Below are 21,845 nucleotides of genomic sequence, written 5' to 3'. Positions count from 1 at the left end.
CGATTGCGGATAAATACGCAAAGAAACTGGATTGGAACTGATCTGTAAGCGGTTGCAGGGCGGTCTCCGGAGCTTGGCCGCCCTGTTCTTAGACAGTTTTTCCGCCAGCGCCTACTCCCGGATTACCCGGCAGGTTCACGCAACGCGCTGACAGAAGAGGCCAGAACCACGGAACCGCCCGGAGTGATCAGGCCCACGTCACCACCTTGCATCCGGGTTTCGTTCACCATGAAGTAGACTTCGGCGTAGTCCGCAAGCAGCAGATCGTCCCCTTTGCGGCTTTCAATAGTAAAAGTGTATTCGCCTGCCTCGAACGCATTTCCATCATCGTCCAACCCATTCCACTCATAGGGCTCAGCAGAGACCGGAAGTGTTACACGCTGCACTTCAGTGCCGTTTGAGTTCTTCACGACGAGCGTAACCGAATCCGCGGCCGCCGCTGGGTTGGGTGCAATGGTGACAGAGTTGCTGCCATCGAAGTAGCCGGGCGCCACGCCACGCGCCTCCATCCCAACCCATCCTGAGAGAGCTGCCATATTGGCCAGTCCAAGCTGCGATTGCAGCCCTTCCAGCAGTGTGTTGCTCTTGGTTTGCTGCTCGACCATCGAGAACTGCGCAAGTTGCGCGGCATATTCCGTCGAATCCATCGGCTCCAAAGGATCTTGGTTCGTCGCTTGCGCTGTCAGCATCTTTACGAAGGTATCGAAATCTGATGTCAGCCCGGAAGTGCCCTGGGAGGCCGCCGGCAGCGGATTGGATTGTGTCGCGGTGCTGCCCGCGGAAGAAACTGCTGTTGTCATGTGATCAAACCCTCATATCCACGCCGGCCGATCCGAGCCGGAGGTTTTGTGTTACTTGCTCCCCGGCGGTCTCAGCACCGCCGGCTCGTGAGTCTGCCGATCCCCGAGCTTGTCCGGTCCCTTCTTCAGAATCGTCGCCTTCTCCGCCGCTGCCAGCCTGACCGCCGCTGAACTCGAACGAAATGTCCTCATAGCCCATGCGGCGGAACTCCTCGGCCAGCTCATTGATATGACGGCGCATCAAGTCGCCGGTTTCCGGGCGCTCTGTCTGAATGATCATTGTAATGCCTGATTCGCTGGCCACCACCCGCATCTTGACGTGTCCTAGCTCCTGCGGGTTAAGGCTCACCTCAATCTTCTGTTCACCCTTGGCAGCGAAAGCTTCGGCAATCTGGGCTGCGATCATCCGGGGCATTTCCGGCCGGTGCACGGAGTGCGCGCCGAATGAAGCTTCGGTCAGAATCTGACTCAGGCCTGGGGCTTCTCCCGAAAGCCCAAGCGCGTGAAACGGCAAATCAGCCGCGCCTGCGGTTTCTGCCAAGCCGGAAGCCACAAGCGGCTGAAACATTGCCGAAGCCTGCGGGGCCGCCTGAGCTGCTGGCACCGTGTTGATCTGGCCGGTACGGGGTTTCCATACCACCGGTTTTCCCTCTGCAAGAGCCTCCGCCGAAATATCCTCAGAAACCTTGATACTGACTGAACCAAGATCGGAATTGCGTGATGATTCCCGTGGCGACAGCACACCGGATGCAAGTGTTTGCACCGCGCCTTGAGCACCAGCGGCAACTGCCCGGGTAACGCCTTCGGGCTGACGGACCGTCATTTGTTCAATGGCCAGTTCATTTGGCTTTCCAGAAACTGTTTTGCCGGCCAAGGCAACTCCTAAGGACTCACTGCCCCGAACATCACCAAGAACTTCAGTGCCCTTATGCACAGCAATACCCATCTGGGATCTGCTGCCAGCATTTTCAGCAGAAACAGCCTTCTTGGCATCAGTATTTCCGCGAACCGCCTCTGTGCTGCCGGCAAAAGCTTCCTTCCTCTTAACCGAATTCAACTCATGCATGGAATGCGTCGCGCGATCAGCCTCCTGAGGTTGGGCGGCTTCTGCCCTCATGCCGGACTCCGGCAAACCAGAAAACTGGCTGTCACTGGCCTGTCGGCCCGCAGTCACTGGCTTCGCGTCACCAAGCGCAGCCGTATTCGCCACGTCTGCGCCAGGCTTTCCGGAGAAATGCGCTGCTTCTTGGATAGCAGTCTTCTGCAGGGCCTGGCCGGCCGCAGTGTTCGTGCCTTCAATAGCATCTGCGGTTTCAGAACTGTGCGCTGCACTGAGTTCACCCTCCGCTTGCGCCTGGCCCGCCAATTCTGTCAGGTCAGGAACATTGGAATAAGCCTGTTCCAGCAAAGAAGCAGCATTTTCGGCATCTGCATCAGAAGACCCTTCAGAAGTTGCGGACAAGTCCGTTTTTTCTTCACTTTCAGTAGAGCTTTCTTCGTTGCCAGCCGTTCCAGCGGACTTCGCTTCCATCTCTTCTGCTGCTTCCGAAACAGGAGATTCGCCATCTGACAAGCGGGCTTCAGCAAACTCTTCGCTCTGCTCCGATTGAGTTGTCATGTAATCCGAAAAATCACCGGAACTATCTGATTTATTTGAATTTACCTTTGCAGCTGACATAGCTTTGCCACCAGCAGCAGGTTCAGTACCAAGGATCGAATTCATCATCATGTTCTGTTCCAGACATTCTATCTCGACTCGCAAAGACTTAGCCCAAAGCAGTTACGGCAATTTTAACCGGTTGCAGTGCAGTCTCGGAAAAATCGATGGAATTCGACGACCAACCGGAGAACCGGACATGACAGATTTGCTGCCTATTCCCTTGCAAAGCGCAACAACTGCTGCCCCGGTGCGGCCAGCACAAACCGATCCGCTGCGCGAGGCTGCTATCGAGCTGGAAGCTTCTTTTCTTGCTGAGATGCTGAAATCTGCCGGTCTCGGCGAAGCCAGCGAAGCCTTTGGCGGCGGAGCCGGCGAAGAGCAGTTTTCCAGTTTCTTGATCCGCGAACAAGCTGATCAGATTGCCCGCTCCGGCGGCATCGGCCTCGCCGAATCACTTTATCACGCATTGAAGGAGACCCAAGGTGAGTAACCCGGACCCGCAACAACTCATTGACGATCTGGACCAGCTCCTTGATCAGGAACGGACTGCACTCATGGCAGGAGACTTGGCCAAGCTCGAAGGCCTGCTTGCAAAAAAAGAAAAAACCATCGGCAAGCTGAACTCCGTTACGGAACTCGAACGCGAAGCACTGGAGCAGGTTCAGACAAAGCTGTCACGCAACCAGGATCTCCTGGACAGCGCTATGAACGGAATCCGGTCTGTCGCAGCACGGATGGCCGAATTGCGCCGTATCCGCAAAGGGTTGGACGTCTACGATCAGTCTGGACGCAGAACCCGCTTTGGCATCCGCAGCGGTGCTAAATTGGAAAAGCGGGCCTGAGCGCAATTTGGAGAAAATTCTAAAAAACCAAATTCCACCATTAGCACTCCCTTAGCAAATCCTGCGCCAAAGTCGCCTTGCACCTGATGAATGGTGGCGCGGAAGCCGGACGGCGGAACGCACAGTCAGAAAGACGTCACACAGCGCCCCGGTGGGGCAAGTAATTCAGGGGCCAAAGCGCCCCGCAGCTAAAGGAAAAAGCTATGACCAGCATTCTGACCAACAACGGCGCAATGGTTGCTCTGCAGACCCTGAAGTCCGTGAACAACAACCTGGAAGAAACCCAGAACCAGATCTCGACCGGTAAAGAGGTCGGCATGGCGAAAGACAACTCCGCTGTCTGGGCCATCTCCAAGACCATGGAATCCGATATTCAGGCCTACGAAGCAGTGGGTGACGCTCTGAACTTCGGTGAAGCAACTGTCGCAGTTGCCTCCTCTGGTATGGAGCAGATTGTTGAAACCCTGAAGGAGATGCGTGAACTGGCGGTTGCCGGCGTTTCGCAGAACGTTGACCACGCCAAGATCGAATCTGACCTTGAAAAGAAGAAAGAACAGATCGAATCGATCATCGACTCCGCCAGCTTCAACGGCGCCAACCTGCTGGATACCGCAGTAACCTCGCAGCTGGACGTTCTCGGCGGCCTCAGCGCATCCGGCGACGTGATCACCGTTTCGGCGATCGACACCGGCGCATCGCTGGATACTTCCACTATCACCGCGCTGGACTCGACCAATGCGGCCACCGTTCTGGGCGAGATCGAAGGCATGCTGACCTTTGCAATCGACAGCGCGGCTCAGCTGGGTGCTGACAGCAACCGCCTGTCCGACCAGAACGACTTCGTGTCGAAACTGACCGACTCTCTGAAGTCTGGTGTCAGCACAATGACAGACACCAACATGGAAGAAGCGTCGGCCAGGCTGAAAGCACTGCAAACCCAGCAGCAGCTGGCGGTGCAATCGCTGACGATCGCAAACCAGGCGCCGCAGACCCTGCAGCAGCTGTTCCGTTAACAGCCTGATCCGGGGCGCTGATGGCGCCCCGGTCTTCCCCTCTCAGAGAACCTGAAGAATAATACGTTAGGAAAACACGTGAATGCCCTTCTGAAGGCGAAGAGTGCCTACTCGGCGGCAAAGACCCCGACCCGGACAGCAAAGAATTTCGAGTATGAAGTGATTGCCCGCATTACCCGCAGGCTGATCACAGCAACCCAAAAGGGCCGCGACGGGTTCAGTGAACTTGCGGCGGCTTTGAATGATAACCGGAAACTCTGGTCCATTTTCACTGTAGACATCGCTTCGAAAGGCAATCCCCTTCCGGATGATCTCAAGCAGAACTTGTTCGAACTGGCGGAATTCACGAGACAACACACCACCAAAGTGCTTCAGCGCAAGGCCGATGTCCGGCCGCTGGTGGAAATCAATACGGCCATAATGCGTGGCCTCCGCAGCGGAGCATCCTGAAAATGAGCGGACTTGTCCTGAAACTAGCCCCCAAGGAGCGTGTCCTTGTGAATGGCGCAGTGATTGAAAATGGCGACCGCCGCAGCCGCCTGTCGATTGTCACTCCGGACGCCAACATCCTGCGTCTGCGCGACGCAATACATCCCGAAGAGGCCAATACTCCAGTGCGCCGGGTGTGCTATGCGGCACAGCTGATACTGTCAGGTGATGCCGACCCCGAAGAAGAGCGCTTGCCGATGCTGCGCCGGATCGAGGAGCTGAGTCAGGTTTTTACTGATCCAGACAGCCGCTCATCCATCGCGGAGGCTACCGACGCTCTGATCAGCAACAATCATTACCGCTGCCTGAAAGCTTTGCGCACATTGCTGCCTCGCGAAGACCGGCTGTTTGCAGTCCGGCCGTCATAAAAATCGCCCGCCCGGGCAACCGATGCCAGGGCGGGCAAAACTCCCCTAACGTGTCTCATTTTGACGCTGTTTATTTTCTTTCTACGCAGAGCGCGCCGCGAATACTCGCTGCTTAGGCACCTAATGTCACACCGGCACTGAGCAAATTTGAGTAACATGCAGCGATACGCTAGCCTGCGACCTGCGATTTTAGCCCGGCAGCCTTCCCGCAAGAGAAAGGCTGCATTGGCCAGCCGCACAGTGCGTCCGAATCTAGTCGGCAGCTTTCTTATTCGCACAATTCACGTGAAACTTGAGGCTACGAATTCGCTGCCATCCAATTCAACCAGCCGCTGTGCTTCTTCCCGGCGACGCATCGCAAATTTTCAGGCCAGATAAATACAGTTTTGCAAAGTCAGGTGAGACAACGCCTGCCGCAACTCCGGAAAACAGCAACAGCTGGCAGAGCTGCATTTGCAATACGCTTCCTTGGCTTGAGGCGTTCCCGCCGTCTCCGCACGTCTGTAAGCGCCGCAACGGGTGAAGGCGTTCGAAGAAAGCGACAGCAATTGTCGTCTCCAGGTCTCCAAGCGTCCTTAGCAGTTCCAAGCGCACTCCGGCGTTAGCTCAAACCCAGCTTGTCAAAGGTGAACAGACAGTTGACTTAACAGGCTTCACGCGAAGGGAATGAGCGCAAGGCTGGATTCAGGTCATTAGTGTCTGACAAGGTCATCTGTCAGCGCCCGGCTTTGGCACGGCGTAACAGAAGCATTAACCGGTTGAAGCTGCTGGTGATACCCTCTGGGTCCTCGCGGCCAAAGAAAGCATCCAGCTCTGGCCACAGTTTAACTGCTTGGTCCAGCACAGCATCATTGCCCTCGGCATATAGGCCAGCACGTATCATGACTTCCGACTGCTCGTATGCCCCTAGGAACTTTCGCACATCTTGAATGACGGCATTCTCGTCTGCAGAAGCCGCCGCGGGTAAACTGCGCGAGACCGAGCGCGAAACATCGATCGCCGGAAACCTGCCGCGCTCGGCTATTTCCCGGTTCAAGACGATATGTCCATCCAGAACACCCCGCAGGATATCGGCAATCGGCTCATCCATGTCGGAACCAGCCACAAGGACACTGAACACGGCAGTGATATCACCCTGACCATCCCTGCCCGGTCCGGCACGTTCGCAAAGTCCGGTAATCAGCGGCGTCACCGAGGGCGGGTATCCGCGCAACGCTGGCGCTTCGCCCGAAGCCGCGGAAATTTCCCGGTGCGCTTCTGCAAAACGGGTGACCGAGTCGGCCAGAAACAGGACGTTTTTTCCTTGGTCCCGGAAATGCTCCGCCACGGTCATGGCGGCCCAGGCGCAACGGCGGCGCACCAAAGCAGACTGATCGGATGTTGCTGCCACCACAACGGCCCGGCGCATTCCATCTGGTCCCAGCACCTGTTCAACGAAGTGATTCACCTCGCGCCCTCGCTCGCCGATCAGTGCCATGACGACAACATCTGCCTCCATGCTCTGAGCCAGTTTGGCCAGCAGTGAGGATTTGCCGACGCCTGAACCTGCAAAAAGGCCCACGCGCTGCCCCTGCACGATCGGGAGAATCGTGTTGAGCACCGCCTGACCCGTGGCCAAGCGCTCCCCCATTGAGCGCCGGCCTGCGGCCTTGGGTGGAGATGCCATCAGGTCGCGGGGCGTGCAACCTGGCAGCATTGGGCGTCCATCCAACGGCTCTCCAAAGGGGTCAATAACCCGGCCAATCCAATGGTCACTGGGAGAAAACTCGGGTGATGGATGCAGCAAAACCGGATCACCGATGGCCGCGCCATCCGGCGCACGATCAGGCAACATACTGATTTTGCTACCACTAATTTTCAGAACTTCGCCATGCAAGGAATCCTGAGGATCGCGGCGCAACACCAGCCGGTCACCAATTCGAGCCACAGTTGCGAGCCCTGTGATTTCGATTTCACCACCCGAAATCCCTGTCACCCGCCCGACCTGGGTTGCCAGGCGCTTGCCGGCAATTTGACGGGTTAGTGCTTGCAGCTCTGCTTTCATCGCAGCGGCCTCCCTTGATGTCCTGAAAACAATTTCTAAAGGAATCGGGGTTAAGCCTTGATTGAAATCGATCAAGGGAGAAGCCCTGGTGTTCACAGAATTGAACGTATTCAAAATTGCCTATTCCATGGCGACCCACGCCGGCAAACGCCAGGCATTGGTTTCCCAGAATATCGCCAATGCCGATACCCCGGGTTACCACGCCAAGGATATCAAACCTTTCAAAGAAGTTTTTGCCGCAGGCGCCCGCCCGGCCAGTATGATCGCATCCCGCGGCAGCCATTTGAATGGCACCGCAGGCAGCAATCTGGATTGGGCTGTCACCTCATCCGATGCAGGCAGTGACCCCAATGACAATTCAGTATCAGTCGAAACTGAATTGCTGAAAGGGGTTGAAACTGCGCGTCAGCACAAGCGCGCCATGGCGATCTACAAATCCTCCATGAACATTCTGCGCGCCAGCTTGGGCAAGGCTTGAGGGGAATGACCGATGAGTGAATTTTCCAGAGCTCTCTCCGTCACTGCCAGCGGCCTCAAGGCTCAGGCCTCGCGGCTGCGGCATGTATCCGAAAATATCTCCAACGCTGACACACCGGGCTACCGACGTAAAACCGTTCCGTTTGAAGCTGTTCGTGAGCTTCAAACCGATGTGGAGCACGTTCGCACAGGCCGAGTGACCCTGGACCGGCGCGACCTCGAGGAGGTGTATGATCCCTCGCATCCGCTGGCAGACGAAAGCGGGCACTACAAGAGCTCGAACGTCGATCTGATGATCGAGATCGCCGATGCCCGGGAAGCCCAGCGCAGCTACGAGGCCAATCTGAAGATGTTCGAGCAAACCCGCTCGATGTCAGCATCGCTTATGGACCTTTTGAGACGATAACCGAAATTTTTGGAGATCCAGAATGGATATTCGCAGTTTTTCCGCCGCCAGCGGCTACGCCGCCGCCCGCCCTGCCACCAAGGCCGATCCGAACCATGAGGCCGCCAGTGCTGGCGCCCGTCTCAGGGAAAGTTTCGAAAGCTTTGCAACGACCTTGCAGAGCAGCGAGCAGGTTTCCGTGCAGGCTATGACTTCTCAGGCAGATCCGCACGCCCTCGTGCAGGCACTTGCGCAGACTGAACTGGCGGTTGAAACCGCCGTCACCGTGCGCAACAAGGTGGTCGAGGCCTACCAGGAAATCCTGAGAATGCCGGTCTGAGCCATGATGAGCGAAAGCCTCTTCTATGACACCCTGCGCCAGGCCATGTGGGCTGCCGTCACCATGTCGACACCGATTCTGGTTGTCGCCCTGACCGTCGGCCTGTCCATCGGCCTATTCCAAGCTCTGACCTCCGTGCAGGAAATGACGCTGACCTTTGTGCCCAAGCTGACAGCCATCATTGTCGTGTTCTGGATGACCATGGGTTTCATGACACAAACTCTTGTGGCGTTCTTCGATGGCCACATTGTTCCGATGATTGCCGGAGGTTTTTGATGGAAGCCGCAGGTTACGCCACACTTTCCCGCCAATCGGGACTGATGCGCGAAATGCGTGTCATCGCGAATAACATCGCGAACTCCGCCACCACTGGCTACCGCCAGGAGGGGCTGATTTTCTCAGAATTTGTCCAGACCGCTCCGGGCCAGGAGTCGCTGTCGATGTCGCGCGCGAACATCTTCAACACCTCAATGGAGCAGGGTCAGCTTACCAAAACCGGCGGCACTTTTGATTTCGCGGTTGAAGGTGACGGATTCTTCATGGTCGAAACACCTCAGGGTGAGCGCTTGACACGGTCCGGCGCCTTCTCCCCGAACTCTGCCGGCGATCTCGTAACCATGGATGGTTACCGGGTTCTGGACGCAGGCCGGGCACCCGTGTTCGTACCGCCAGATGCCGGGAAGATCGAAGTGGGCGCTGACGGATCGATCAGTGCTAATGGGCGCCTGCTGGGACAGCTAGGGTTGTTCAAACCAGTGGAGAATCACACGCTGGTACGCGAAGACGGGGTGATGTTCCGCGTCGAAGGTGAAATTGAGGAAACGCTCGACGCGAGTGTCCTGCAAGGCTTCCTGGAAGGTTCCAACGTGAACGCGATTTCCGAGGTGACCCGGATGATCGAAGTACAGCGCGCCTATGAGATGGGCCAAAGCTTCCTGGAATCGGAAGATGAGCGCATCCGCAATGCCATCAAGAACTTGATCAAGACCTAGGAGAACCCAGATGCGTGCCTTGAAAATCGCCGCGACCGGCATGAGCGCCCAGCAGCTGCGGGTGGAGACAATCTCCAACAACCTCGCAAACATGAACACGACAGCCTACAATGCGCGGCGCGCAGAGTTCGCCGACCTGCACTATCAGCAGATCTCGCGGGCTGGCACGGTAAATGCCTCCGACGGCACAGTGCTTCCAACTGGCGTTCAGGTGGGTCTCGGCGTGCGCGCAGCGGCGGTGTCAGTGCATTTGGCACAAGGTGCTCTGCAGCAGACCAACAACGATCTGGATGTTGCCATCGACGGCAAAGGCTATTTGGAAGTGACCCTGCCATCTGGCCAGAACGCCTATACCCGGGATGGCGCCTTGAAGCGCACGGCTGAGGGATTGATTGTAACTTCCGACGGGTTTGCAGTTTCTCCTGAAATCACGATCCCTGACGATGCCACCAGCATCTCGATCAATGCCGAAGGTGAAGTCTACGGTTATTTCAATGAAACCACCGAAGGCCAGCTTCTGGGCCAGCTTTCGCTTGCAAGCTTTACCAACCCCAAGGGGCTCGAAGCGATCGGCAGCAACCTTTTCACCGAAACCGAAGCTTCTGGCACTTCCAATTTGTCCACCGCTGGCGAAGACGGGCTAGGCACCTTCCGCCAGGGGTATCTTGAAGCCAGTTCGGTTGATGCAGTACGCGAGGTCACTGAGCTGATCGAAGCCCAGCGCGGCTACGAAATGAACGCCAAAGTCATCTCCGCTGTCGACCAGATGATGGGCGCAACCACACAGGTGCGCTAATGAAACTTGTCCTTGCCTGCCTGACTGCCGCCACCCTATGTGCCCCTCCGGTCTGGGCCGATTATCTGGTTCCGACACGCACGATCCGCGCCAAAGCAATTTTAAACGCCGAAGATCTGGCCCTGAAAAAGGGTGAAATCCTTGGCGCGCTTTCGGACCCTGCGGAAGTTGTCGGTTTGGAAGCCCGCGTCGCTCTTTATGCGGGCAGACCCCTTCGGGCAGGTGATATTGGCCCGCCTGCTATTGTTGAACGCAACGACCTCGTGACCCTGATCTTTCGCCAGGGCGGGCTTTCCATCGCCGCAGAAGGCCGGGCGCTTGGCCGCGGTGCTGCAGGCGAAGCTGTCCGTGTCATGAATCTTTCTTCCCGCACCACCGTCACCGGCCGGATCATCCCGAACGGCTCTGTTGAGGTAAACTGATGTCCAAGAAACTCTCTCCCGTGAAACCACTGCTTTTCGGCCTCGCCCTGCTGGGAGCTTGCGGCCGGATGGATCATTTGGGTAAGGCCCCCTCCTTCACCCCGGCAAATGAATCGCCGGAGCATGTCGCAATGCTTTACCAGGGCCTGCCTGCGCAAACCCAGACCCGGCGCACTGTTGACGGCGCTTCGCTGTGGAGCGGCTCTCAGCAGTCATTGCTTGGAGACCGCCGCGCCATCAAGCGCGGTGACATCCTGACTGTGGTGATCGAAATCGACGAAGAAGCGGAGATTTCCAACGACACCAAACGGTCGCGTTCAGGTTCCGAGAGCCTGAACATGCCGCACCTGCTTGGCCTGCCGCAACGCCTGGACGAGAAACTTCCGGACGGCGCATCATCCGCCGACGCAGTTGAACTTGGCAGCTCCAGCTCTTCGGGCGGAAAGGGGTCCGTAAAGCGCAGCGAAAAGCTGGAATTGCGGGTCGCGGCAACTGTTGTCGACGTGCTTCCCAATGGTGTTCTGGCGATCAGCGGCACACAGGAATTGCGGGTGAATTTCGAACTGAGAGAGCTTCTGGTCACCGGGTATGTCCGGCCTCAGGACATTAGCCGCCAAAACGAAATCACGTACGACAAGATCGCCTCTGCCCGGGTCTCCTATGGCGGCCGCGGCCAAATCACCGATGTGCAGCAGCCTCGCTACGGCCAGCAGTTGCTTGACGTTGTCCTGCCGTTCTGAGGGTTGCCATGCTGTCCAAACTTCTGCCAATTATTTTGCTGATCATAGGAACCGCAGGCGGCATCGGCGCCGGTATTATGCTGGCTCCGGCACCTGAGGAAAATCACACTGCGGCCGGCGCTGAAGCAGCGCCTGAACCCGCCGCTGAAAAGGATCACTCCGAAGAAGGCGAAGAGGATCTGCGCGAATACGTCAAAATCAACAACCAATTTGTTGTGCCAGTTGTCGATCGCGACCAATTGACCTCCCTTGTGGTGATCTCGCTCAGCCTGGAAACGGCCAAAGGCACAAGTGAAAAGATACGGACCTATGAACCCAAGCTGCGGGATGTCTTTCTGCAAGTTCTGTTCGACCATGCAAACATGGGCGGGTTCCGCGGAGCATTCACTCGCTCTGACGTTCTGGAGCCGCTGCGAACCGCCCTGCGTGAGGCCGCGCAAAAACATGTCGGCAAGGGGATTTATGACGTCCTGATCATGGAAATCTCCCGTCAGGACGTCTGACCAGCCTGTACCGCACGAAAAAATGGCCGGTCCCGCAGGACCGGCCATTTTTCTTTTTGAAATGTACCCAAAGATCTCAGCTGTCCAGCAGCCTGTCCATAAACGCTTTCGCCTGCGCAGCCTTCTGGCGCTTGCGCTCGGTTGCAGCCATGGTTTCCACGGCGTGCTTGCGGCCAAATGCCGTGCGCAATTGATCCATCATCCTCAGCTTCTGAGCCGTCGCCTTGGCCAGATCCATGTTCAATTGGCGCCGGGTGCGGGAGTGCCAGCCCTCCCACATAAGATCTGCACCCAAAGCTTTCATCGCGTGATCGCTGCTTGCCTGTTCCCGCGCGGCCTGCACTTGCTCATTGAGTTTGGCCAGCTGTCCGCGCAGCTCCGCTTCCCGCGCCAGCGCAGGCTGGACTTTTGCGTGCTCCTGCATGTACTGCGCAGCGGTTACAGCTGCCATCTGGTCGAGCATCTTCTGCTTCATGTTATTTTCCCCTTGGCGCGCTTTCGCATTTCCTCGGCAAAGCGGATTGCCGCCGCCACTGGCGCATAATGTTCTTCCAGAATCTCATCGCCGATTTCGACTGCAGCATGCAAAGCCCGGGCCGTGGGCGGGTCACTGTGTATCGGCACCGCATTTTCATTGGCCACACGCCGGATCGCTGCAGCCACTTCATCAACCCCCTTGGCAACGCAAACCGGCGAGGCTCCCTTTTCGCGGCTCCATTTCAATGCAACCGCATAGTGGGTCGGGTTGACGATTACCACGTCGGCATTCGGCACCTCGGCCAGCATCTGGCCCATCGCGATCTCCTGGCCGCGCTGGCGTCTTTTGCCCTTCACATGCGGGTCACCCTCGGCGTCCTTCATCTCGTCCTGGATTTCCTTGCGCGACATCATGTTTTTACGGCGGTGTTCAGCATGCTGAAACACCGCGTCAACGACCCCGATCGCCAATGATATGACAAGAGCCAAGAACAGAAACTCGAGCGCGAGCTGCGACAGCATCAGCACGACCGATTGCGGCCCGGTGCCGGAGGACGAAATCATATCCGGGAGCCGATGGCTCAAATAAACACCCAGGCAAACGGAATAGAGCACCAGCTTCAGGAAGCTTTTAAGGAATTCGAAGAGGCCTGACCTGCCAAACTTGTTTTTGGCATTGGATATGATCGACAGACGCGACAGTTTCGGTTCCAGTTTGCTGGGCGCAAAGACCATGGCCCGCTGGCCGATGATTGACAGCAGAACCAACGCAAACGGCACCATGAACCACGGTAAAATTGGCCTTAACAGACTGCCTGCAAAGCCTCCTGTGGGTGCAGTTGCGGAACCGCCGTCAAAAAACAGTGGTGCCAGCCGGTCCGGCTGATCCAGAAAAGCCATCAGCGCGGTTCCCATTCCCTCCACGCTGGCACTTCCCGTCGCGTAGAAGGCAACAATCAGTCCAAGATATGCAGCTGCCACGGACAGGTCGGTGGACTTTGCAACTTCGCCCTTCTCGCGAGCCTTTCGGAGTTTTTGTTCCGTCGGCTCAAATGACTTATCAGAGTCGTCGTCTTCACCGCTCATGGCATTCCGACTCCGGGGTTGGAAAGAAAAGTCATCAGGGCGCGGGACCAGACATCTAAAATCATCGGACTGCCAACCATCAGGATGAATAACCCGAAGAAGGTGATGACCGGTGCGCCGACCATCGCCACCATCAGCTGCGGCATCGCCCGGTTAATGACACCAAGCGCCAGGTTGTAGATAACGGCGGTAATCACAAAGGGGGCTGCAAGCGTGAAAGCCATGGAGAAGCTCTCCGATACGCGGAACACGCCCCATTCTGTCAATCCGGCCGCGGCAGGGAACTGACCGGCGGGAAACATCTGATAGGATCCGATCAGCAGTTCCGCAATGCGGACATGAAGCCCCATCATGACTGCGAGGGTCACACCGGAAATCATCAGCACAGCCCCAAGGGCAGGCATAGGTTCGGCACCGATACCGCCTAGTACCTGAGACAGAGAGGTGCTTTGGGCAGCCATCGTGCCGGCCGTCTGAAGCGCCAGAACAAACATTCGCGCGCCTACGCCAATTGCCAAGCCGATAATGGCTTCGGTCACCGCGAACCGCGCATAGCCCATAACCCCGTCCGGTTCAGGAAAGGGCGGCAGTGCGGGCGCAACCACAAAGGTAAATGCAACAGCGATCGCCAGTTTGACGCGGGCGGGAACATAAAGCTCCCCCATTGCGGGCAGCACTGAAACCATAGCCGACACCCGCAGGAAAACGATTGCCGCATGCCAGAATCCTGCCCCCAGAAGCAGCACCAGCTCCGGCGGCAGGAAATTCAGATTCATGCTTGTACCATCCCGACCAGAGCGGGCCGCGCTTCGAGTCCGATTTCCTCGAAGGACAGGACCGGATTTGTGATCCCGCGCGATTTCAGGATCGTTTTCAAATACCGGCGGCGGCGGGTAGACGTCACCACTGCGGCAAAAACCCCTTGATCGGTAATCGTCCCCAGCTTGTCGCTCAGCCCGTCTGCAAGCCTGTTGAACAAGTCGGGCGGCAACGCGATATCCAGCCCGGCGCCCTGAGAATCAACTTGGTAGGTCGAGAACTTATCTTCCCACTCCGGTGCCAGCTGGATGAGCGGAATGGTGCCGTCTTCTCGCTTCATTTCAGCGACCAGCTGGAATCCGAGGCGCTGGCGCACATGTTCGCAAATCAGCTCCGGCTGGGTGGTGTGCATCCGTGCTTCGGCAATGGATTCAAGTATCAACGGCATGTTGCGGATCGAAACCCGCTCTTCCAAGAGCAGCCGCAACACCGCGTGCAGGGTATCCATCGGCACCTTGTCCGGCACAAGCGCATCCAGCAGCTTGCGGTTTGCTTCAGCCCGGAAACCGTCGGAGAGCTGTGTCATCTCATCCAGCAGACGGCGCAGCGATTTAAGCGTCAACAGGCGGGAGAAATTCTGCTTTATGATTTCTAGAAGATGAGTTGCAAGAATTTCCGGCGGCGTGACAACCGTTGCGCCGGCCAGCGCGGCCTGTTCCTGCGTTTTAGCAGAGATCCAGCGGGCTGGAGCCCCGTAAACCGGTTCCGTGACATCCGTTCCGGGCGGCAGGGCATCATGATTGTCCGGCATCAGTGCCAGAACCATGTCCGGATGCAATGTGCCGCGCACTTGCTCGACCCCTTGCACCTTGATCACGTAAGTACCCCGCTCCAGCTCATGCTGATCTGTCAGGCGGATTTCGGGCAAGATCAGGCCGAATGTGGTCGCGATATGAGACCGCATATTGGCAATCCGCGCATCCAGGCCTGTGCCTGCATCCAGAACCATACTGACCAGGTCCGGCGAGAACTCCAGATGCAGATCATCCAGATCCAGAATATCACCCAGCGGCCGGGATGCCGAGGGATCCGAGGCTTCTTCAATTTTTTCCTCTATCTCCGCTTCTGCATCATCCCTTTTTTTCCTGGCCATCCGGAAAGCAACGAAGCCCAATGCACCACCGCCGGTTACGAAGGGCAGAAACGGCAGACCCGGAACCAACGCAAATAGCACCATCAGAACCGCAACTGTGATCAGCGCAGCCGGATGACGGCCGAACTGGTCGAACAGGGCAATATCGGTTGAACCGGTAGTGCCGCCGCGGGCCAGCAGCAGTGCTGCCGCAATTGAAATGATCACCGATGGGATCTGCGATACCAAACCGTCACCTACGGTCAGAATGGCATAGGTCTCGAAAGCGCTGCCGACCGGCATACCATGGACAAGGACGCCCATGATGAGACCCATCACCAGGTTCAGCAGCGTAATCAGCAGGCCAGCAACCGCGTCACCCTTGACGAACTTCGAGGCACCGTCCAGTGAACCGAAGAATGTGGTTTCCTGCTGATCGCGCTCCCGGCGTTCCTTGGCGGTCTGGTGGTCAATGGCACCTGCTGACATGTCAGCGTCAATTGCCAGCTGCTTACCCGGCATCCCGTCCAGGGCAAAGCGGGCGCCAACTTCGGCCATGCGTGCAGCACCCTTTGTGATCACCATGAAGTTGACGATCAAGAGTACACCGAACACAACAAGGCCCAGGAAAACACTGCCGCCCATAACGAACTGGGCAAAACCTTCGATCACCCCTCCCGCCGCGTCAGTGCCAGTATGACCCTGCCCGATGATCAGTTTGGTCGAGGACACATTCAGCGACAATCGCAGCATCAGCGACGCCAGAAGAATTGTTGGAAAGGAGGAAAAATCCAACGGCCGTTCGATGAAAAGCGTGATTGTAAAGATCAGGATGGCCAGCGCAAAAGAGGCTGCTAGGCCGACATCCAGAACCCAGGCCGGCATCGGCAGGATCATCATCACGATGATCGCCATCAGGGCCAGAGCCAGGAGTACTGTCGGACTGAAAAGTTGCTCTGTCGTTAGCTTAGGCACAGTTCACGCCTCGCGCGTTGTGGTTTCCGATCGAATGGCAATGCCGGCCATGCAGCCCTGTGAGCACCCACGCCAGGGAAAAAACAGATCGGTATTTTCCATTTGGTACCTGCAGCAGAATAAGAACCAGCCCGGGTTCTGTCCGCGTCATTCGGGAACCAGTCTCCCTCCGGCTGGCCAACCAGCGGAGAGACAAGATTGATGTGAAAAGTTTTTTGAATTGCACGCGCGTGCTTGCTCTGGCTCTGCAGCCTGCGGCCGCTGCGCGCTGAAACAGCCCCTGCGGGCCAAGGAATATATAGTTGTCCGGCATTCTGCCCGTTCCAATTCAGGATTCACCCGTTTGTGACGTTACCGGCAGGCGGTTGACAAAGTGTTATCAGCACCGGCTGCCTCATCGAAGAGGCAGCCGGTGAAGCTTCGGTGCTGTGTGTGGTTTACTGATCAACAGCAGTTTGCGCGTGACCGGTACCGATTTGGCTCAGAAGGTCAGCAATACCGCCTCGTGTTCCTTCGCTGCTTTCAACCAGCGCCCGGGCATGGGCCAGCGGCGCCAGCCCTACAGGATCTTGTGCTCTATCGCCGATCTGCGAGGTTACCGAAGCAACGGGTCCGAAAGATTCTGCAGCGTCTGTCCCGATTGCTTCGGCTGCACCCAAGTTCTCTGAATGCCAGAAACCGCGGGCGGCAGCATCCGCCTCATCTTCAGCCAGAAGATATTCCCCTGCCCGTCCATATTCTCCGTTCCGCCAAAGAGCCTCTGCGCGCATCCGGTTGGCTTCGGCCCCGTCAAGACCCATCAGCTCAACAAGGGCCCGGTGCGGCTTATCAAGATCCAATGCAGCTTCAGCCATCAGCAGCCGCCGGGTTTCGTCATCCGTTTCCAACGCGAGTTTGGTCAGCAGTTCATGGGCCTGGGCTGCAAAACCGAGATTCAGCAGCCTGCGCGCCACCTGCGCTGCCACCGGCGCCGCCTCAGCCGGCGTTGCCTGTTTGGAAAACACTAGGGAGTACTGAAGGAATGTTACGTCATCGGCACGCTCTGTCAGAAGCAGCATCAGCGGCTCCAGCGCTTCGGCCCGCGCAACCGGCCCGTCCCTGTCTGATACACTCTTCAATTCTTCGAATGCTTCGTGGAATTGTCCCATCAGTGCCAATGACGCGACCAGAGCGTGACGCAATTCCGCACCCAGTGCAGTTTCGCGATTTTCCAGTTCGTAGGAAGCAATCAGATCCGGCACATCCGGAGACAAAGCCTTACGTTCCTTGACACTGAGTGCAACAAGGTCAATCAGCGCTGCAGGCGCGTTGCCGGTCCGCTCGGCGACCTCGCTGGTCAGCTCTTCGGCCATTGTTTCGGTATCACCTTCCAGCTCAGCAATTGCTGCTTCAGCCAGGTTAATCTCAGGAACTTCCTCAACTCCAGTCCGATCAACTGACCGCAGCACGGCCTCGGCAACGTGATGATTGCCAGCTTCCGCAAACATTTTACTGACCCTAGGACCAAGATGCACTCTCAAGTGCACCGGCAGCTTGGAAAACGCTTGCTGAATGGCATCAGTACTTGCGCTGCGCTTCACAACACCATCAGCCAATGCCCCCCACAATGCACTGTCGCCTTCACAGCGCTGCTGCCCGGACAGCGCGTGATTGACGGGTAAGGGCGTGCCATCCATCAGCATCGCCAATGCACTCAGCAAAACCGCTTCCTGGCTTTCCTGCTGTTCAGGTGGCAGAAAAGTCATGACTGAACGGGCCTCAGCCCCAAAGCTGAAATACAAATAAAGCCGCGCCAGCGCTTGAACTGTTGTAGGGTTCACATCATCAAATTCCAGCACCAAACTGCTGCGCAGCAAGGCCACTTGGTCTGAAAACGGGCTTTCATCTCCCCAGTCCTGAATGGCGACGTCCCGGTCCTTCAAGCAATGCGAGTCTTTGCCGTTGTCATCCATCAAGGCGGCTACCAGCCCAGTTTCCCGGTCAATTGCCGAAGTAACGGAAATGTGGTCAAGCGGGTCAAGCGGCCTGCCAGTCCCACCAAGCGGATCCAAACCCGCTGATGTTTCCGCAGGCGGAACACCATCTAGCGTGACATTCAAAAGACCTTGGTTGGCAGCACGGCCTATTTGCTGGAGTAGGCGGCGTTCGGATTCGCCAACCGCAGCTGCACGCTCAGACTCATCCATATCAAGCAGCAAGCCTGTCTCGGGGATTCTGGCTGGTTCAGCCTTAGACGCGACCTCGGTTGCAGGGTCTTCTTTCTCTGCCCCGGCTTGACTGCTGTGCAGCGGCAGCTCCACGGTTGTCAGGTTAGGAACAGCCCTCTCTGCCAATGCAGGACCCGCTGCTGAATCTGCAGATGCCATCTCTGTTTTCTCGCGCAATTCCGCTGCCTGGCGGCGTTCTTGTTGTCCGGCAACCACCGTTGCAAGCTCAAGCGCAAGACGTGCATCTGCTGCAGCGGATTGGGAAAAATCGAAACGGTAACCCGTTTTTGGCACTGGCGTGGTAAGTGGCAGAACTGCTGCCGCCGTACTGAATTGCGGTTTCGTCGCGGGCTTGCCGCCGTCCCGTATATCAATCACGAGGTATCCGTCTTCCTGGACGTAAGATGCAACTGTGCAATCACACCCCAACTGCAGCCGCAGTGGCTGGCCCGGACCGTTTTGCGCCAATGATTGCAGCCGCGTCCTGGGAATCAGATTGAAGACGCGCGACGTATCGAAAACTGCTTCCGGCGCAGCGATGTTCACCGTTGCTGTCATCCCGCTTTGGGTCAGCGACCAATCAGCCCCGTTTGGCAGCCGCATCACAAGGCGCGTGAACCCCTTGTGCTCGCCTGAGCGGGTCACGATCGTCTGCGCGTGGACAGCAGCAGACGTCATCAAAATAGCTGTGGTGGCAAGTACCCGCCAGATCATGCTGCGTCCTGTTTCACCGACTTCAGGGCTTCTTCAAGTTCCGAAAAGCCTGGACGGAAATGCGAGGGAGTGTTCTGGCGGCCGACCTCGATACAGATGGCCGCGGCATGATTGTGGAGGTTGGCAACCAGCACCTCACGGATCAGCTGATAAAAATGGGAATCCTCTTCGACCACTGCCTTCACCTTACCCGCAAAGGGCGCAACCAGGCCGTAGGACAGGAAAACACCGAGAAAAGTCCCGACCAGCGCGCCGCCAATCAGCTTGCCCAGAACTTCCGGCGGCTGGTCAATCGACCCCATGGTTTTGATCACACCAAGAACAGCTGCCACAATCCCCAGTGCGGGCAGGCCATCAGCCATGGTCTGCAGCGCGTGGCTGGAGTGCAGCGCGTGATGCAGGTTAGCTTCCATCCGCTTTTCCAGAACTTCCTCGACCTGATGCGGGTCATCATAGTTCATCGAGGCTGAGCGCATGGTATCGCAAATCAAGTTCACCGCTTCCTTGTCCCCCAGGATCTTGGGATACTTGTTGAAAACTGAAGAGTTTTCCGGATCCTCGATATGCTGCTCCACTTCAACCGGATTGGCCCTGGCGATGCGGATCAATGCAAACAGCAGGCATAGAAGATCGCGGTAATCATCCGGCTTCCATTTAGGCCCTTTGAATACCTTCCCAATGTCCTTGAGCGTGTGCTTCACACCGCCCATGTCATTGGCAATGAGGAAAGCGCCGACCGCAGCCCCGCCGATCATCATCATCTCAAACGGCAGCGACTTCAGGATGATCGCCATCTTGCCGCCGGCCAGAAGGTATCCGCCGAACACCATGGCAAAGATCACCACAATGCCTACAATCCCGATCATAGGTCCACTCCGAATTTCGTTGGTTTTTATTAGTTTAGGTGAGTCTTCCTAAGGAAAGACTAAGCCGCCGCGCCTAAGTTATTCCTTGGGCACGGATCCGTTGCGTCCGGCCAGCACCACGCTGATTGTATAGGCTGCTTCAGGACTGAGGCCCGCCATGATACCGGCGGCGGCCTCTGGCTGCATCCGTGCCAGGAATCCCGCAGCAAATGCCGGGTCCATTTCCTCGAACAATGCTGAGGCTTCCTTTGGTTTCATCTGTTCGTAAACCGTCGTCAACCGGGATACGTCCGCTTCAGTTGCGCCGTCAGCCAGCGCGAGGGTTGCGCGCAGGTTCTTTTCAGCCTGTTCCAAGGCCGCCAGTTTCATATCAATCGCCTGGTCGGCAATTTCGAGCGCCTTCATCCTGTCCTCGATCTCCGCCTCTCGGGCAGCCAAGACCTCTTCCCGTTGCTGAAAGGCAGCCAGCATTGTCTGCAACTCAGCGGATGTTGGCATCTCGTCACGCTGCGGCTGACCGTTGTGCGCTGCCTCATCTTGTCCCGCCTGTTTGAGGCTGGCCACTTCACGCGCAATTGCTGGCCCGGCCTCAAGTCCCAGCCGCACCACAGCAGAGCCCATCAGCAGCAGCGCCAGCATCATCAGAGTGCCGCTTCGCCGGAATCTTTTAGTTCCCTTCGCCATCACGCCACCCGATTCTGACTGCGGTTATGGCGCACGAACATCAAACCAGAAGATTTCGGTTCATCCTGCGCCTCGGCAGCAGGCTGCGGGTCCGCTTCTTCATAGGCGGCAGCCATTGCTTCGTCTTCAGCCGCTTCGGCACCGGGCGCAGCTGGCGCAGGAGCTGCAGAACCTGCTTCGGGTATGTCGTGCATCGAAGCCATCATCAGTTCCAGCCGCTGCGCCACAGATTCGGCCCGGCCGGTCAGCTGCTGCAGCGCCTTACTGGACCCATCAGACACCTGCTGGGCCGATTGCAGCGATTTGTTCAGGTCATCCACCTGGGCAGACAGAACGGCCACCGCCCCGCCAACACCTTTTTCCAGGTCATTGAACCGCTTCAGCCGGCGCGACAGCACCAGACAATAGAAGCCGGCGCCCAGCGCTCCGGCCGCAAGCAGGATATCAGCAATAATGTCCATCCCGTCCTCCTAGTTCAGTACGAAATCCATGATCAGCAGATCACGCACCCGGCCCTGACCGGTGGCTATATTGATCCGCCGCAGCATCTGCGCTCTCAGTTTCGGCAGAGCCATCGGATCTGCCAGATCCTCCAGCTCCAATGCTCTCAGATAGCTGTTCAGGACATCGACAACCCGCGGGAGGACTCTTTCGACTTCAGCCTGATGCGCCAGGCTGACCTCTAGTTGCGCGCGGAACCTGAGATGCTTCAAACCGCTGGCTTTGCGCAGGGTAATCAGAATCGGGTCCATTTCGATGAAGGCAAGATTGGCGATATCCGTCGCCGTCTCACCTGTGTCCACGCCTTCTGGCGCCACTTCGGCCGCGTGCGCCGGTTCTGGCGCCGCTTTCTGACCAAAGGGAAGAAGGCCTGACTGAACGGCGAAGAATCCGCCGCCTGCCCCTGCCAGCGCCAGCACTGCCCCAATAATCAGGGGCATTTTGCCTTTCTTGGCCGGGGTTTCTGCTTCGATATCTACTGCAGCGTCTGTCATGGCTATCCCTAAAACGTCGTGCAGCTTCTTCATAACCTGCGAGGAACTAACCGAATGTTAAGGCCGATCCGTCAAAACA

General features: G+C 57.3%; 26 protein-coding genes. 14 read left to right on the top strand and 12 right to left on the bottom strand.

Annotation, left to right across the window (positions count from 1 at the left end):
* Positions 1-122: 122 nt before the first annotated feature.
* Both N6L27_RS19315 and fliK read right to left on the bottom strand, forming a co-directional pair.
* A complete protein-coding gene (locus N6L27_RS19315) occupies positions 123-800 on the bottom strand; it encodes a flagellar hook capping FlgD N-terminal domain-containing protein (RefSeq protein ID WP_271909016.1) in 678 nt (225 codons plus the stop codon).
* A gap of 4 nt (positions 801-804) precedes the next feature.
* Complete coding sequence (fliK, locus tag N6L27_RS19310) at positions 805-2,529, bottom strand: flagellar hook-length control protein FliK (protein WP_271909014.1); 1,725 nt, start codon at positions 2,527-2,529, stop codon at positions 805-807.
* Positions 2,530-2,656: 127 nt separating this feature from the next.
* Between fliK and N6L27_RS19305 the strand changes: the two genes are divergently transcribed.
* The 5 genes from N6L27_RS19305 to flbT all read left to right on the top strand — a co-directional run bounded on the left by N6L27_RS19305 (position 2,657) and on the right by flbT (position 5,172).
* Entirely contained in the window at positions 2,657-2,950 is a 294-nt protein-coding gene (locus N6L27_RS19305; protein ID WP_271909012.1) for a rod-binding protein, read from the top strand.
* Positions 2,943-3,302 (top strand): flagellar biosynthesis protein FlgN, encoded by a 360-nt coding sequence (locus tag N6L27_RS19300; protein WP_271909010.1) that lies wholly within the window; start codon positions 2,943-2,945, stop codon positions 3,300-3,302. Before N6L27_RS19305 ends, N6L27_RS19300 begins: the two co-directional genes overlap by 8 nt.
* A gap of 203 nt (positions 3,303-3,505) precedes the next feature.
* Entirely contained in the window at positions 3,506-4,315 is an 810-nt protein-coding gene (locus tag N6L27_RS19295) for a flagellin N-terminal helical domain-containing protein (protein WP_271909009.1), read from the top strand.
* A gap of 78 nt (positions 4,316-4,393) precedes the next feature.
* Positions 4,394-4,765, top strand: coding sequence for a flagellar biosynthesis regulator FlaF (gene flaF, locus N6L27_RS19290; RefSeq protein ID WP_271909008.1), 372 nt, complete (start codon positions 4,394-4,396; stop codon positions 4,763-4,765).
* 2 nt (positions 4,766-4,767) lie between these two features.
* Entirely contained in the window at positions 4,768-5,172 is a 405-nt protein-coding gene (gene flbT / locus N6L27_RS19285; protein ID WP_019295212.1) for a flagellar biosynthesis repressor FlbT, read from the top strand.
* Positions 5,173-5,887: 715 nt separating this feature from the next.
* On the opposite strand, the gene N6L27_RS19280 is transcribed toward flbT, so the two are convergent.
* The gene (locus tag N6L27_RS19280; protein ID WP_271909122.1) at positions 5,888-7,216 is read right to left on the bottom strand and encodes a FliI/YscN family ATPase; all 1,329 of its coding nucleotides are present in this window, start codon (positions 7,214-7,216) and stop codon (positions 5,888-5,890) included.
* Positions 7,217-7,304: 88 nt separating this feature from the next.
* Here N6L27_RS19280 and N6L27_RS19275 point away from each other — a divergent pair, with 88 nt between their 5' ends.
* From N6L27_RS19275 to N6L27_RS19235, 9 genes are read left to right on the top strand one after another with little or no spacing between them, the layout of a single operon-like run.
* Positions 7,305-7,694, top strand: coding sequence for a FlgB family protein (locus tag N6L27_RS19275; RefSeq protein ID WP_271909007.1), 390 nt, complete (start codon positions 7,305-7,307; stop codon positions 7,692-7,694).
* Positions 7,695-7,706: 12 nt separating this feature from the next.
* Entirely contained in the window at positions 7,707-8,099 is a 393-nt protein-coding gene (flgC, locus tag N6L27_RS19270; RefSeq protein WP_039184410.1) for a flagellar basal body rod protein FlgC, read from the top strand.
* A 22-nt stretch (positions 8,100-8,121) separates the two neighbouring features.
* Positions 8,122-8,418 (top strand): flagellar hook-basal body complex protein FliE, encoded by a 297-nt coding sequence (gene fliE, locus N6L27_RS19265; RefSeq protein ID WP_271909006.1) that lies wholly within the window; start codon positions 8,122-8,124, stop codon positions 8,416-8,418.
* A gap of 3 nt (positions 8,419-8,421) precedes the next feature.
* Entirely contained in the window at positions 8,422-8,694 is a 273-nt protein-coding gene (locus tag N6L27_RS19260; protein WP_260016814.1) for a flagellar biosynthetic protein FliQ, read from the top strand.
* Complete coding sequence (locus N6L27_RS19255) at positions 8,694-9,410, top strand: flagellar hook-basal body complex protein (RefSeq protein WP_271909005.1); 717 nt, start codon at positions 8,694-8,696, stop codon at positions 9,408-9,410. The genes N6L27_RS19260 and N6L27_RS19255 overlap by 1 nt, the downstream gene beginning before the upstream one ends.
* A 10-nt stretch (positions 9,411-9,420) precedes the next feature.
* Complete coding sequence (gene flgG, locus N6L27_RS19250) at positions 9,421-10,206, top strand: flagellar basal-body rod protein FlgG (RefSeq protein WP_271909003.1); 786 nt, start codon at positions 9,421-9,423, stop codon at positions 10,204-10,206.
* Entirely contained in the window at positions 10,206-10,628 is a 423-nt protein-coding gene (flgA, locus tag N6L27_RS19245) for a flagellar basal body P-ring formation chaperone FlgA (RefSeq protein WP_271909002.1), read from the top strand. Before flgG ends, flgA begins: the two co-directional genes overlap by 1 nt.
* Complete coding sequence (flgH, locus tag N6L27_RS19240; RefSeq protein WP_271909000.1) at positions 10,628-11,368, top strand: flagellar basal body L-ring protein FlgH; 741 nt, start codon at positions 10,628-10,630, stop codon at positions 11,366-11,368. Before flgA ends, flgH begins: the two co-directional genes overlap by 1 nt.
* 8 nt (positions 11,369-11,376) lie before the next feature.
* A complete protein-coding gene (locus tag N6L27_RS19235; RefSeq protein WP_271908998.1) occupies positions 11,377-11,871 on the top strand; it encodes a flagellar basal body-associated FliL family protein in 495 nt (164 codons plus the stop codon).
* 76 nt (positions 11,872-11,947) lie between these two features.
* Here N6L27_RS19235 and N6L27_RS19230 read toward each other — a convergent pair whose 3' ends face one another.
* The 9 genes from N6L27_RS19230 to N6L27_RS19190 form a co-directional block, all read right to left on the bottom strand.
* Complete coding sequence (locus tag N6L27_RS19230; RefSeq protein ID WP_271908996.1) at positions 11,948-12,346, bottom strand: hypothetical protein; 399 nt, start codon at positions 12,344-12,346, stop codon at positions 11,948-11,950.
* Positions 12,343-13,434 carry an EscU/YscU/HrcU family type III secretion system export apparatus switch protein gene (locus tag N6L27_RS19225; RefSeq protein ID WP_271908995.1) on the bottom strand — a complete coding sequence of 364 codons (1,092 nt, stop codon included), beginning with the start codon at positions 13,432-13,434 and terminating at the stop codon, positions 12,343-12,345. The genes N6L27_RS19230 and N6L27_RS19225 overlap by 4 nt, the downstream gene beginning before the upstream one ends.
* The gene (locus N6L27_RS19220) at positions 13,431-14,210 is read right to left on the bottom strand and encodes a flagellar biosynthetic protein FliR (RefSeq protein ID WP_271908994.1); all 780 of its coding nucleotides are present in this window, start codon (positions 14,208-14,210) and stop codon (positions 13,431-13,433) included. Before N6L27_RS19220 ends, N6L27_RS19225 begins: the two co-directional genes overlap by 4 nt.
* Positions 14,207-16,240 carry a flagellar biosynthesis protein FlhA gene (gene flhA, locus N6L27_RS19215; protein WP_442915802.1) on the bottom strand — a complete coding sequence of 678 codons (2,034 nt, stop codon included), beginning with the start codon at positions 16,238-16,240 and terminating at the stop codon, positions 14,207-14,209. The genes N6L27_RS19220 and flhA overlap by 4 nt, the downstream gene beginning before the upstream one ends.
* Positions 16,241-16,737: 497 nt before the next feature.
* Positions 16,738-19,221 (bottom strand): hypothetical protein, encoded by a 2,484-nt coding sequence (locus N6L27_RS19210; RefSeq protein ID WP_271908992.1) that lies wholly within the window; start codon positions 19,219-19,221, stop codon positions 16,738-16,740.
* Complete coding sequence (gene motA, locus N6L27_RS19205; protein WP_039184425.1) at positions 19,218-20,087, bottom strand: flagellar motor stator protein MotA; 870 nt, start codon at positions 20,085-20,087, stop codon at positions 19,218-19,220. Before motA ends, N6L27_RS19210 begins: the two co-directional genes overlap by 4 nt.
* Before the next feature lie 78 nt (positions 20,088-20,165).
* The gene (locus N6L27_RS19200; protein ID WP_271908991.1) at positions 20,166-20,771 is read right to left on the bottom strand and encodes a MotE family protein; all 606 of its coding nucleotides are present in this window, start codon (positions 20,769-20,771) and stop codon (positions 20,166-20,168) included.
* Positions 20,771-21,232 carry a hypothetical protein gene (locus tag N6L27_RS19195; RefSeq protein WP_271908990.1) on the bottom strand — a complete coding sequence of 154 codons (462 nt, stop codon included), beginning with the start codon at positions 21,230-21,232 and terminating at the stop codon, positions 20,771-20,773. Before N6L27_RS19195 ends, N6L27_RS19200 begins: the two co-directional genes overlap by 1 nt.
* Before the next feature lie 9 nt (positions 21,233-21,241).
* Positions 21,242-21,766: a flagellar basal body-associated FliL family protein gene (locus N6L27_RS19190; protein WP_271908989.1), complete on the bottom strand. Its 525-nt coding sequence runs from the start codon at positions 21,764-21,766 to the stop codon at positions 21,242-21,244.
* Positions 21,767-21,845 lie beyond the last annotated feature (79 nt).

The sequence above is a fragment of the Leisingera sp. SS27 genome (assembly GCF_028368855.1).
GTDB lineage: Bacteria > Pseudomonadota > Alphaproteobacteria > Rhodobacterales > Rhodobacteraceae > Leisingera.
The sequence above is the reverse complement of the archived record's forward strand: the minus strand, read 5'-3'. Positions and strand labels throughout refer to the sequence as shown.

What these genes read in the sequence shown, in the direction of transcription:
- N6L27_RS19280 (WP_271909122.1), bottom strand. Translation starts at nt 7,216, where the DNA reads ATGAAAGCAGAGCTGCAAGCACTAACCCGTCAAATTGCCGGCAAGCGC.
- N6L27_RS19305 (WP_271909012.1), top strand. Translation starts at nt 2,657, where the DNA reads ATGACAGATTTGCTGCCTATTCCCTTGCAAAGCGCAACAACTGCTGCC.
- N6L27_RS19190 (WP_271908989.1), bottom strand. Translation starts at nt 21,766, where the DNA reads ATGACAGACGCTGCAGTAGATATCGAAGCAGAAACCCCGGCCAAGAAA.
- N6L27_RS19255 (WP_271909005.1), top strand. Translation starts at nt 8,694, where the DNA reads ATGGAAGCCGCAGGTTACGCCACACTTTCCCGCCAATCGGGACTGATG.
- N6L27_RS19295 (WP_271909009.1), top strand. Translation starts at nt 3,506, where the DNA reads ATGACCAGCATTCTGACCAACAACGGCGCAATGGTTGCTCTGCAGACC.
- fliK (WP_271909014.1), bottom strand. Translation starts at nt 2,529, where the DNA reads ATGATGATGAATTCGATCCTTGGTACTGAACCTGCTGCTGGTGGCAAA.
- flgC (WP_039184410.1), top strand. Translation starts at nt 7,707, where the DNA reads ATGAGTGAATTTTCCAGAGCTCTCTCCGTCACTGCCAGCGGCCTCAAG.
- N6L27_RS19260 (WP_260016814.1), top strand. Translation starts at nt 8,422, where the DNA reads ATGATGAGCGAAAGCCTCTTCTATGACACCCTGCGCCAGGCCATGTGG.
- motA (WP_039184425.1), bottom strand. Translation starts at nt 20,087, where the DNA reads ATGATCGGGATTGTAGGCATTGTGGTGATCTTTGCCATGGTGTTCGGC.
- flbT (WP_019295212.1), top strand. Translation starts at nt 4,768, where the DNA reads ATGAGCGGACTTGTCCTGAAACTAGCCCCCAAGGAGCGTGTCCTTGTG.
- flgA (WP_271909002.1), top strand. Translation starts at nt 10,206, where the DNA reads ATGAAACTTGTCCTTGCCTGCCTGACTGCCGCCACCCTATGTGCCCCT.
- N6L27_RS19230 (WP_271908996.1), bottom strand. Translation starts at nt 12,346, where the DNA reads ATGAAGCAGAAGATGCTCGACCAGATGGCAGCTGTAACCGCTGCGCAG.
- fliE (WP_271909006.1), top strand. Translation starts at nt 8,122, where the DNA reads ATGGATATTCGCAGTTTTTCCGCCGCCAGCGGCTACGCCGCCGCCCGC.
- flhA (WP_442915802.1), bottom strand. Translation starts at nt 16,240, where the DNA reads ATGGCGATCATCGTGATGATGATCCTGCCGATGCCGGCCTGGGTTCTG.
- N6L27_RS19315 (WP_271909016.1), bottom strand. Translation starts at nt 800, where the DNA reads ATGACAACAGCAGTTTCTTCCGCGGGCAGCACCGCGACACAATCCAAT.
- N6L27_RS19225 (WP_271908995.1), bottom strand. Translation starts at nt 13,434, where the DNA reads ATGAGCGGTGAAGACGACGACTCTGATAAGTCATTTGAGCCGACGGAA.
- N6L27_RS19200 (WP_271908991.1), bottom strand. Translation starts at nt 20,771, where the DNA reads ATGGCGAAGGGAACTAAAAGATTCCGGCGAAGCGGCACTCTGATGATG.
- N6L27_RS19195 (WP_271908990.1), bottom strand. Translation starts at nt 21,232, where the DNA reads ATGGACATTATTGCTGATATCCTGCTTGCGGCCGGAGCGCTGGGCGCC.
- flgH (WP_271909000.1), top strand. Translation starts at nt 10,628, where the DNA reads ATGTCCAAGAAACTCTCTCCCGTGAAACCACTGCTTTTCGGCCTCGCC.
- N6L27_RS19235 (WP_271908998.1), top strand. Translation starts at nt 11,377, where the DNA reads ATGCTGTCCAAACTTCTGCCAATTATTTTGCTGATCATAGGAACCGCA.
- N6L27_RS19210 (WP_271908992.1), bottom strand. Translation starts at nt 19,221, where the DNA reads ATGATCTGGCGGGTACTTGCCACCACAGCTATTTTGATGACGTCTGCT.
- N6L27_RS19220 (WP_271908994.1), bottom strand. Translation starts at nt 14,210, where the DNA reads ATGAATCTGAATTTCCTGCCGCCGGAGCTGGTGCTGCTTCTGGGGGCA.
- flgG (WP_271909003.1), top strand. Translation starts at nt 9,421, where the DNA reads ATGCGTGCCTTGAAAATCGCCGCGACCGGCATGAGCGCCCAGCAGCTG.